The following is a 10,598-nucleotide window of genomic DNA, read 5'->3' on the forward strand; positions in this document are numbered from 1 at the left end:
AGCTATATTTTTGATAGCTGCTAGCGCTTATCCAGTAAGCATTAAAGGCCTTTTTACTGATATTTATTGCAGACCCACAGCGGCACGTGCCAGTGCCGTGATACGCGCCCAGTCACCCTGATCTAGCGCGTCCTGCGACACCAGCCACGAACCGCCGACGCAGGCGACGTTGCGCAGCGCTAAAAAATCGGGCGCATTGCCGGCATGAATGCCGCCAGTGGGGCAAAACAGCACGTCACCAAACGGGCCTTGCCAGGCTTGCAGCATAGCCAAACCGCCGGCTTGCAAGGCGGGGAAAAATTTTAGTACCTGCAGTCCCTCTGCTTGCGCTTGCATGATTTCGCTGGCTGTCGCTACGCCGGGCAGCAGCGGCAGTTGTACATCACGGCTGGCCTGGGCGACGGCGGCGGTCAGTCCGGGGCTGACCAGAAAGCGCGCCCCCGCCGCACTGGCGCTGCGCGCGTCGCTGGCGCTGCGCACGGTGCCGGCGCCGACCACGGCACCGGGGACGTCGCGGGCTATCGCTTCTATGCAGGCCAGGGCGGCTGGGGAGCGCAGTGTCACTTCCAACATACGAATGCCACCCGCCAGAAGCGCGCGTGCCATCGGCGCTGCGTGCTCCACTTTGTGCAGCACGATGACCGGAATGACGGGTGCGTCGCGCACCACATCGAGGGCGCTCAAGGGTGTGTTCAGAGCCATGTGCAGGCGCCCTCCTCGGCGCTCAGTGCGTTGCGGCGCATTCCGGTAAAAAGTTCGCGGCCCAGCCCTACGCTGTTGGACAGAGCCAAGTCGGCGGGAAAGGGGTCGGTCGGGCGTGCTGCCCAAGTGGCAGTCTCTACCAGCGCTTCTAGCTGGCCGGTGTTGGCATCTATGCGCACCAAGTCGCCGTCGCGCAGTTTGGCCAGCGGGCCGCCCATGGCAGCTTCGGGCGAGACATGGATGGCGGCAGGCACTTTGCCCGAGGCGCCGCTCATGCGCCCATCGGTCACCAACGCCACGCGGTAGCCCTTCCCTTGCAACACGGCCAGCGGCGGCGTGAGTTTGTGCAGTTCGGGCATTCCGTTGGCATGTGGGCCTTGCCAGCGCACCACGCAGATCAGGCCGTGGCTGGGATGGTCAGCACACAGGCGCTCCAGTTCGCCAGAGTCAAAGGCAGCCAATAAGGCGTCTTGCGTGTCGAAAATCCGCGCCGGCGCTGCGATGGTGTGGCGGTCGTCAGGCACGGCGGATACTTTGATCACCGCCCTCCCCAAATTGCCTTGCAGCAGTTGCAGGCCGCCGGTGGGGCTGAACGGCGCGGTGACAGGCCGCAAGATGCTGTCGTCACCGCTGGCGCCGCTGTCCTGCCACACCAAACTGCCATGGGGGCTGGCCTGCGGGATACGGGTGAATTCGCGCAGGCCGCCCGGGCGCACCGTTAGCACGTCGGCGTGCATCAGGCCAGCGTCCAGCAGCTCGCGGATCACGTAGCCCGGTCCGCCTGCGGCTTGGAACTGGTTGACGTCAGCGCTGCCGTTGGGGTAGACGCGGGCCAGCAGTGGCACCACGGCCGACAGATCGGCAAAGTCGCTCCAGTCAATGCGGATACCGGCCGAGCGTGCCACCGCCACCCAGTGGATCAGGTGGTTGGTCGAGCCGCCGGTGGCCAACAGGGCCACCATGGCGTTGACGATGGCGCGCTCGTCTACCAGCTGACCGATAGGCGTGAAGTGCTGCGCACGGGTGATGCCCAACGCCGTGCGCGCCGCTTCGCGCGTGAGTTCGGCACGCAGGTTTTCGCCTGGGTTGATGAAAGCCGTGCCCGGCACTTGCAAGCCCATGGCTTCGAGCAGCATCTGGTTGCTATTGGCCGTGCCGTAGAAGGTGCAGGTGCCGGGTGCATGGTAGGCAGCCGATTCAGCCGCCAGCAGCTCGGCGCGGCCAACCAGGCCTTGCGCGGCTTGCTCGCGCACCTGGGCTTTGGCGGGGTTAGAGAGTCCGCTGGTCATCGGCCCAGCCGGCACAAACACCGTGGGCAAATGACCAAAGTGCAGCGCGCCGATCAGCAGCCCGGGCACGATTTTGTCGCACACGCCCAGCAGCAAGGCAGCGTCGAACACATCGTGGCTGAGGGCCACGGCGGTGGCCATGGCGATCACGTCGCGGCTGAACAGGCTCAATTCCATGCCCGGTGTGCCCTGCGTGACGCCGTCGCACATGGCGGGAACGCCACCGGCTACTTGCGCGGTGGCGCCGTGTTTTCGGGCTTCGTCTTTGATCAGGTCAGGGTAATGCTGCAGCGGTGCGTGGGCTGAGAGCACATCGTTGTAGGCCGTGACGATGCCGATATTGGGTGCACGCTCGGCGACGATGCGCAGTTTGTCATTGACCGGCAGACCGGCAAAGGCGTGGGCGACGTTGGCGCAGCCCAGGCGCTGCGCACCGGGTGGGCGTTGCGCCATGGCGTGCAGGCGCTCCAAGTAGGTACTCCGCCTGGGCGCGCTGCGTTCGCGGATGCGCTGCGTCACTGCAGTGATGGCAGCGACGGTGCTGTGAAATGTCATTGGACGCGCCTTTCAAAGCTTGCAATCGAGACGATCATCGTAGCGACCAGTCGGCACCAGTCGTAAAAAACCCGGCACCAGTCGTAAAAAACCCGGCGGCGCCGGGTTGTGTCTGGTGTGTCGTGAATGCTCGGGATCAGTCAGCTGATAGCATCACTTCGACGCGGCGGGCTTCTGGATTGCTGCCGCTGGCTTGCATTTGTTCAGGCTTGTTCAATTCAATTTGTGCTTCGGTCACGCCGAGCGCCATCAAAGCATCGCGCACGGCAAAAGCGCGCTGCTTGGCCAGTTCGGCGTTCATGGCGGCGCCGCCGGTATCGTCATGAAAGCCGGAGATCACGGCTTTTTTGCCTGCCGTCACGCCGGCGACCACATCGGCCAGGGCGTCGTTGGCGCCGGCCGCAATATCGGCTTGGCCCGAGGCAAAGTAGAACTTCACGATACCGTCTTCCACACGTACGCTGGGGCCGTCTTCCACATTGGTCACAATTTCAACCGCCGCAGGCATGTTGGCGGGTGCTGCAATGCTGCTGGCAACTGGCGCAGGGGTGATGCCGCGCTTGTAAACCACCACGCCCACGACGGTGGACAGGATCAGAATAATCAAGGCAAACAAGAAACCCAAGGCAAAACGCTCTTGGCTGTCGTCAGAACTGCTGGAAGACATCTGGAAAACTCCCTCGTAAATAATGGTGGACTAGGAAAAACCCTTAATTGTAGAGTCGTATTGATTTGCCATGAACCCTTTTGCTGCTGCTCCCCGCTGTGACCGTGATCCAGCACCCATGCTCGAACGTGCCCTCGACGAATGGGGTGGTCAGCGTGATTTGTGGATTTTTGGCTATGCCTCACTGATCTGGCGCCCGGATTTTGAATTTACCGAGCGGCGTGACGCACGCGTGCATGGTTGGCACCGGGCGCTGAAGATGTGGAGCCACATCAACCGGGGTACACCGCAATGCCCAGGCCTGGTGTTTGGCATGTTGTCGGGCGGTAGTTGCCGGGGAGTGGTGTTTCGGGTGGTGCAATCCCAGGCACGTACCGTCATGCAGACTCTGTGGCAGCGCGAAATGCCCGTCGGGGTGTACGACCCGCGCTGGCTGCCTTGCCAGACATCGCAAGGCACGGTCAGTGCGCTGGCCTTTACGCTGTCGCGCCACAGCCCGAGCCATACTGGCACGCTGGATGCTGCTACCTATCGGCATATTTTTTGCCACGCCAGCGGACGCTATGGCAGTACGCGCGACTATGCCCACGCGACTTATGAAGGACTGCACGCTGTGGGTATCCATGATCGTGCGCTGGCACGGCTGCTGGCGCTGGCACAAACAGCGCACGGCACAATCGACGCATGACTACCCCCGCCATCCCTGTTATCCCCTCCGCCCTGGCCGACCTGCGCAAGAGCTACGAGCGCGCCGAGCTCAACGAAAGCGCGTCGCACGCCCTGCCCTTGCAGCAATTTGAGCAATGGCTGCAAGAAGCCATCAGCGCGCAAGTGCCCGAGCCCAATGCCATGACCCTGGCCACGGTGGGCAGCGATTTGCGTCCGAGCACACGTGTCGTGCTGATCAAGGACTGCGATGCGCGCGGCATTGTCTGGTACACCAATTACGACAGCCGCAAGGGCCGCGAGCTGGCCGGCAATCCGTTTGCAGCACTGCAATTTCACTGGGTCGAGCTGGAGCGCGTGGTACGTATTGAGGGCGTGGTCGAAAGAGTCAGCGACAGCGAAAGCGACGCTTATTTCAAGAGTCGCCCACTCGATTCACGCATTGGTGCCTGGGCCAGCCCGCAAAGCCAGGTGATTTCCGGGCGCGGTGTGTTGGTGGCAAATGCTGCCAAATATGGCGCACAATTTTTGCTGAACCCGCCCCGCCCGCCGCACTGGGGAGGTTTTCTGCTGCGACCACAGGCTTGGGAGTTTTGGCAAGGACGCAAAAGCCGGCTGCACGATCGGCTGCACTATTGCCAGGACGGCGATGCCTGGGTGCGTGAGCGACTGGCGCCTTGATGCAATTTTCATAGGGTGCAATCGAACGGGATGGGACGAATAGCACGTCCCCCTGTACATTGTTTAACAATGTTGATTGAGCATATTTTAAAAAATTTTATTTATTAAAAACGCATGTAAGTTACATTCAAAGCATGAAGCAAACTCTACCCTCTCCACTGCCGACCGGTCCTCTGTTGTTTCAGCTGTGGCTGACCGAAGAAAGCCGCAAACCGTTCCAGTCCCTCAGTCCCGAGCCCCAGGGCGTCTATGAAAACATCTGGCATGCGTGGCTGGAATGCCTGTCGCCCACCACGCCGGACGATGGCGACTGGCACAACAGTAACGCCAGCGCCCTGCCCGCGCCGCGCCTGTGGCATGAGGCCCAGGGCGAAGATGTAGCGCGGTTTTTGCGCATCCGTCCAGGCCAGCGGGCGGGTCACCAGCCAGATCGCAGCTTGAGCGAAGTGACGCGGCGGCGCTATTGGCGCGTGCTGGACCGCGTCTACACCTTTGCTGTGCAGCAAGGCTGGCTGCAGAGCAACCCGGTGATGCAACTGCGCCTGGCCGAGCGTCCGCGCGCAGTCGATCAGCTAGGCCACTGCCTGCCCCCTGCCCTGTGGACCTTGCTGCCCGCGCATTTTCCGTCGGCAGACAGCTTGCAGGGCGCACGCGACCGGGCGATTTTGTTGCTGTTGTACGAGCTGGCGCTTGCACCAGAGGAGGTACGCGCCTTACAGGACGACAGTCTGTTGGATGCCCAGGGGCAACCTCTCGACGTGCAGTCGGCAGCGGTACCAGTCGCTTTGCAGATTGACGGCGCGCGCAAGGCCCAGCAGCGCCAACTGGCGCTGACGCCTGCTGTGGGCGCTGCATTGGTGCAGTGGCACCAATACCGCCAGGCGCACGACGCCACGCTGTCAGGCCCTCTATTCCACTCACGAAAAGGCGGACCGCTGTCGATTCGGGCGCTGTTCCATGTGGCATCGAAAGTGATCCAGGAAGCCTACGCCGCCCTGCCCGCTACAGCACAGCAATGGCCGCTGCAACGCGTCGGCCCGCAGGTGCTGCGCAATACCGCCATCGTCACTTGGTTGCAGGCCGGTATCCCCGAGGCAGAAGTAGTGCGCCGCATTGGCGTGGAAAGCAGCCGTGCGCTGGGGCACTTGCAGCACAAGTGGGGATCGCACCAAAGCTCGGCTACGACAGCCCGCGCGACACCCACCACAACACCACCGGCACCGTAAGCAGCGCCAGCGCAGTCGATACGGCAATACTGGCGGTGACTTCGTCCTGCGCTACGTCATAGCGCTGGGTGAACAAAAACACGTTCGCTCCCACTGGTAGCGACGCCGCCACGACCATCACCGCCAGCGACAAACCAGACAGTCCCAGCGCCCAGCCGCAAGCGGCCAGTACCAGCGGATGCACGGTATTTTTGAGCAGTGCAATGCGTAATGCGGGCCAAAAGAACGCCCCGACCCGGCCAAAGGCCAGTGTCACACCGACCAGCAGCAGTGCCAGCGGCCCCAGCGCCTGACCCAGCAGTTGCAGCGGCCTGTCCACCACCTCGGGCAGCACCAGCCCAGTCTGCGCAAACGCCAGTCCGACCAGGATGGGCAGCGGCACCGGGTGCAGGATGCCGCTGCGCACGGCCTGCGCCACGGTGCGCAGCAGATGGGGCGGCGCGTGACCACCAGCGCGTGCGCTCTGGTGTGCAGCGGCCAGCTCAAACACCACCGTGGCCGAGGTGAGCAAAATCAGTGAGTGCACGGAAATCAGCGTGAACAGCGTCACCAACCCCTGCTCACCAAACGCCAGTCCGACCAGTGGCACGCCAATCATGATGGTGTTGCTGAAGGTATAGGCCAGCCCGCGCACCGCGCCCAATGTGCTGAAGCCATGGCGCAGCAGCGCAGTGACAAAAATCAGCCCCGCCGCCAAAAAATAGACGGCTACGGGTTCAAAGTGCAATTGCTGGACCTGCACCGTGCTCATGGTGCGAAACAGCAGCGCCGGCGTCAGCACCATGAACACCAAATTGGACAAATCCTTGACCGCTGTTGCTCGGATCCAGCCCCAGCGGGCGCAGAAAAACCCCAGGCAGATGAACAGGATGACAGGGACTAACGCGGAAAAAACAGGGGAATTCACAAGTGGCAACCAGCCAGCAATCGAAGCAGCATTAGTATGATTTTAGTTTTGGGCGCATCAATGTCGATAGCTAGTACCGCAAGCAAAAATGGCGTTTCAGGTATTTTTAACCCTGAAACGCCCTGTTTACCTGCGGTTTAAGCTATCAAAAAAGCTTAGAAAGCCACCTTCACACCGATTGCCATACTGCGCCCCATCAGCGGCGCGGCACTCTTGATGAACGAGGTGTGCGCATAGGCCAAACGGTTGGTCAGGTTGTTGGCCTTCGCATACAACTGCCACGGCATTCCGTTGATGTGCGCGCTGTAGGTCACGCCCAGATTCAACATGCCGTAGCCAGGGGTGGCGGTTTCAAACTCGGCCACGCGATTTTGACGGGCTACCTGCACCCATTCGGCTTGGCCTTCCCAGGCGTTCCAATTCGCATCCATCCGCACACCGGCACGCTTGGCCGGGATGCGCGGCAACAGGCCACCGCCCGCCAAACGCGCACGCACAGTGTCGCCAAACAGCGTGACACCCAGGTGGTGTGTGAGGCGCTGGCGCACCTGGCCTTCGATGCCGGTAAAAGTGGCGTCCTGCTGGCTGTATTGCAGCAGTTGCAGGCCGTCGATCTCATCGAGCGTGCGGCCGTAAATGTAGTTCTGGATGTGGTTTCTGAACACACTCACACCGAAGGTGGTATCGCCGCTGGTTTTCTTCAGACCCAGGTCGATGTTCTGCGAGGTCTCTGAACGCAAATCGGCATGGCCGCGTTCATAGGTGCTGGTGGCCATGTGCAGGCCGCGGGCATACAACTCTTCGGCCGATGGGGCACGGTTGGCGCGGGTGAGTGAGGCGCTCAGCGAATAGCCGGGCCTGAACTTCCACACCGCGCCCACCGATGCTGAAGTACCGTTGTGGCTGCGCTCTATGCCGCTGGTCTGGGCCTGGGCGCTCTGACGGTCGTGGCGCAAGACGGCCTCGAAACGCCAGTCGCCCAAACGGTACTCCTCCAGCACAAACAGGCCGGCTTTGCGCGTCATGGTGGGTTGGATATAGGCCTCGGCCCCTTCGGCGCGGAATTTGCGCTGTGAGGTTTGCAGGCCTATCAAGCCCTTGAAACCGTTGATCGGCTCGTGTTGCAGTTCGATGCGGGCGTCGTAGGCCTTGTTGCTGAAGGTGGTGGCGACAGCGCCGTCTTCGATTTCATCGTGGGCGTAATCCGTCACGCCCGCACGCAGGCGCAGCACAGAAAAACCGGTAAACGGCTGGCGCAATTCGCCGCGCATATCCAAGCGCTCGCTGCGCAGATCGACCACCGGGACAGCGCCGTGCTCGTCTTCATGGCCGCCATCGCCGCTATCGCCGCCATCGCCATGATCCAGCCCATGCGTACCGCAGTGCAGCGCGTTGCCGTGGGCGTGGCAACCTTCAAAGCTGTGGTTGTGGCCCGGCAGGCCATAGCGCGCGGTCTGGCGGGTATAGGCCGCGCCCAGATAGCCCCGGTCGCCCACCCACGACAGGCCAATGCTGCCGGTGTCGGTGCGGTTGAAACTGCCCTCCACTTTGTTACCGCCCGCCCAACCGCTGCCGACGCGGTAATCGCTGGCATCGCGCGCCACGCCTTCGACGTGGACGGCCACGTTGCCGGCGCCGCCCGTGAGCGACAACGCCGCAGCCGCTTCACGCGCACCGCTGCTGGCGCGCAGTTCGGCGCTGCCTTCGTAGCCTTTCGGGGGAATAGCGGTGGGGATTTTGCTGTCCAGCACGTTGACCGCGCCGCCGACCGCACCCGCGCCATAGACCAGCGCCGACGGGCCGCGCAGTACTTCGATGTGCGTCGCCAACATCGGCTCGGACACCACCGCATGGTCGGGGCTGATGGTGGAGGCGTCATGCAGCTCGGCTCCGTCCGAGAGGACTTTGACACGCGGGCCGTCCATGCCGCGAATGATCGGGCGGCTGGCGCCGGCGCCAAAGTGGCTGCTGGTGATGCCGGGCTCACCGGCGAGCGTTTCACCCAGCGTGGCCTCGCGGCGGCGCACCAGTTCGTCGCCCTCCAATACGCTGACGGGGGTAGTCATGTCGCTGGCGCCCAGCTGCAAGCCGCTGGCGGAGACGGTGACTTGGGGCAGGGTTTCTGGTGGGCTGGAAGTGGGTGTTTGGGCCGAAGCCGTGCCCGACAGTAGCAACGCCATCGCCAAGGACAGCGGCTGCAAAGGCCATGCTCTGTTGCCCAGGGTGCCGGCATGGCCGCGCAGATCGATGGATGGAAAGTAGCAGTAGGAAATATTTGTCATGGTTTGATCCAAAAAAAGCGCACGCCAGCCACTGCCAGGCAATGCCGGGCAACGAATGGGTGTAAAAAAGCCCTATAACGCTTACTGAGAAAGCGCTATAAGCTATCAATAAATGAGTGAAAAATGGAGCTACGCCAGCCAGAACGGCGGCGCGCGGGCTTCGAAGGCGGCCTGGCTGCGCTGCCAATGCGGCGCCAGGGGCGTGTCAGCCCAAAACTGTGCATCAGGGACGCTGTGAACCAGCGCAGGGCCTGCACTGGGTGGGCTATCGGCCAGTGTGAGCTGATCGAGCCATAAGCAATCACTGGCCTGGTGCACCGAAAACAGCGACGCCAGCGAGAAGGCAACCGGCTGGGCACTGTGTGGACTGTAGGCGCCAGCGCTGGCAAAGTGGCCCGGCCCGTGCAGCGCGCGGTGGATTTGACCCAGCGTCGGCGCCAACACCAAGGCCAGCAGCAGGGCATAGCCCAACACACTCTGCCAAAGGCGTTGAAAGCGGGCAACAGCGGGACAGGCCAGGGGATGCATTGTCAAAAAATCAGTGTGCGTGCTTCATGCCGCAGTACGGGCCAATCGCCAGGCCTTTGCAGGCGGCCAGCAGTTCTTTTTGGCACACGCTTTCGCCTTTGCCCGACTCCAGGCATTGGGCGGCGGCCTCATGCGCAGCGGCCATGGCGCGGTGGCGCTGCACATCCATCTGGGTTTCCTTGTCCGAATGGCCCTTGCCTGCATCGCCCTGCGCGTGTACCCCAGCGCCAGCCAAAAGGAAAGGCAGCCAAGCGAGGGAGGCAAGCAAGGTCTTCATGCAGCTTCTTTCACGGTGAAATCAAAAATCATAGCTTATAGCGCTGGATGGGTAAGGGACAGAGCGCTGTTTGACTCATATTTTGGCCCCATAGCCCCCATGTGACGACATCAGAACTTGCACCTCAAGGCTTGAGGAACTGTGCAAAGGTCTTGCGAAATTTTGCCACCTTGGGGCCAACCACGGCGGCGCAGTAGCCTTGGTTCGGATTGCGCGCGTAGTACTGGTGGTGGTAGTCCTCCGCCGGCCAGAAATTTTGCTCGGGCAGCACCTCGGTGGTCAGAGGGGCGTCAAACACTGCGTCTTGCGACAGTTGCTGCAGCAGGTCCTGCGCCACCTGTTGCTGCTCGGGCGTGTGAAAGTAAATGCCGCTGCGGTATTGGGTGCCCACATCGTTGCCCTGGCGGTTCAGCGTGGTCGGGTCGTGGGTGGCAAAAAAGATCTCCAGAAGCTGCTCCACGCTGATGATGGCCGGATCAAACGTCAGCCGCACCACTTCGTTGTGGTCGGTGCGACCACTGCACACCTGCTCATATGTAGGGCGCAGCGCTTGGCCGTTGGAATAGCCGCTTTGCACTTGCGTGATGCCGCGCACGCGCTCGAACACGGCCTCAGTGCACCAAAAACAGCCGCCGCCAAGGGTGATGGTTTGCAAGGGCATGGGTCTCTCCTGGGTGGGTGTCATTCACATTCCCGGGGTGGGAACGGCACGATTATCGACCGCGCCGTAAAACCCCGTCCAAGTGCGCTGGCCGCAACGGCCCAAAGGCGAAGCCGACGCACTTGCGCGGGGATATAAGGCGTGGCCGCTGCTACAG

General features: G+C 62.2%; 11 protein-coding genes. 3 read left to right on the forward strand and 8 right to left on the reverse strand.

The annotated features are described in order from the left end of the window. Positions 1-63: 63 nt before the first annotated feature. The 3 genes from eda to Q390_RS0105285 form a co-directional block, all read right to left on the reverse strand. A complete protein-coding gene (gene eda, locus Q390_RS0105275) occupies positions 64-702 on the reverse strand; it encodes a bifunctional 4-hydroxy-2-oxoglutarate aldolase/2-dehydro-3-deoxy-phosphogluconate aldolase (RefSeq protein WP_027995127.1) in 639 nt (212 codons plus the stop codon). Further along, a complete protein-coding gene (gene edd / locus Q390_RS0105280) occupies positions 693-2,546 on the reverse strand; it encodes a phosphogluconate dehydratase (protein WP_027995128.1) in 1,854 nt (617 codons plus the stop codon). The genes eda and edd overlap by 10 nt, the downstream gene beginning before the upstream one ends. Positions 2,547-2,682: 136 nt before the next feature. Further along, a complete protein-coding gene (locus Q390_RS0105285) occupies positions 2,683-3,213 on the reverse strand; it encodes an OmpA family protein (RefSeq protein ID WP_027995129.1) in 531 nt (176 codons plus the stop codon). Between the two features lie 118 nt (positions 3,214-3,331). Here Q390_RS0105285 and Q390_RS0105290 point away from each other — a divergent pair, with 118 nt between their 5' ends. The 3 genes from Q390_RS0105290 to Q390_RS17610 all read left to right on the forward strand — a co-directional run bounded on the left by Q390_RS0105290 (position 3,332) and on the right by Q390_RS17610 (position 5,786). Continuing rightward, complete coding sequence (locus tag Q390_RS0105290; RefSeq protein WP_084153786.1) at positions 3,332-3,901, forward strand: gamma-glutamylcyclotransferase; 570 nt, start codon at positions 3,332-3,334, stop codon at positions 3,899-3,901. Next, the gene (gene pdxH / locus Q390_RS0105295) at positions 3,898-4,560 is read left to right on the forward strand and encodes a pyridoxamine 5'-phosphate oxidase (protein ID WP_027995131.1); all 663 of its coding nucleotides are present in this window, start codon (positions 3,898-3,900) and stop codon (positions 4,558-4,560) included. The genes Q390_RS0105290 and pdxH overlap by 4 nt, the downstream gene beginning before the upstream one ends. Positions 4,561-4,694: 134 nt before the next feature. Beyond that, complete coding sequence (locus Q390_RS17610) at positions 4,695-5,786, forward strand: site-specific integrase (protein ID WP_245606869.1); 1,092 nt, start codon at positions 4,695-4,697, stop codon at positions 5,784-5,786. Here the strand turns inward: Q390_RS17610 and Q390_RS0105305 are convergent. The 5 genes from Q390_RS0105305 to msrA all read right to left on the reverse strand — a co-directional run bounded on the left by Q390_RS0105305 (position 5,740) and on the right by msrA (position 10,441). Further along, positions 5,740-6,693, reverse strand: a complete 954-nt coding sequence (locus tag Q390_RS0105305; RefSeq protein WP_027995132.1) for an AEC family transporter — start codon at positions 6,691-6,693, stop codon at positions 5,740-5,742. The genes Q390_RS17610 and Q390_RS0105305 overlap by 47 nt on opposite strands. A gap of 155 nt (positions 6,694-6,848) precedes the next feature. Then, complete coding sequence (locus Q390_RS0105310) at positions 6,849-8,873, reverse strand: TonB-dependent receptor domain-containing protein (RefSeq protein WP_051603059.1); 2,025 nt, start codon at positions 8,871-8,873, stop codon at positions 6,849-6,851. Between the two features lie 231 nt (positions 8,874-9,104). After that, the gene (locus Q390_RS19025) at positions 9,105-9,503 is read right to left on the reverse strand and encodes a hypothetical protein (protein WP_051603045.1); all 399 of its coding nucleotides are present in this window, start codon (positions 9,501-9,503) and stop codon (positions 9,105-9,107) included. Between the two features lie 10 nt (positions 9,504-9,513). Then, entirely contained in the window at positions 9,514-9,780 is a 267-nt protein-coding gene (locus Q390_RS0105320) for a hypothetical protein (RefSeq protein WP_027995134.1), read from the reverse strand. Between the two features lie 124 nt (positions 9,781-9,904). Next, positions 9,905-10,441, reverse strand: coding sequence for a peptide-methionine (S)-S-oxide reductase MsrA (msrA, locus tag Q390_RS0105325; RefSeq protein WP_027995135.1), 537 nt, complete (start codon positions 10,439-10,441; stop codon positions 9,905-9,907). Positions 10,442-10,598: the final 157 nt, after the last annotated feature.

The sequence above is a fragment of the Simplicispira psychrophila DSM 11588 genome (assembly GCF_000688255.1).
Classification (GTDB): domain Bacteria; phylum Pseudomonadota; class Gammaproteobacteria; order Burkholderiales; family Burkholderiaceae_C; genus Simplicispira; species Simplicispira psychrophila.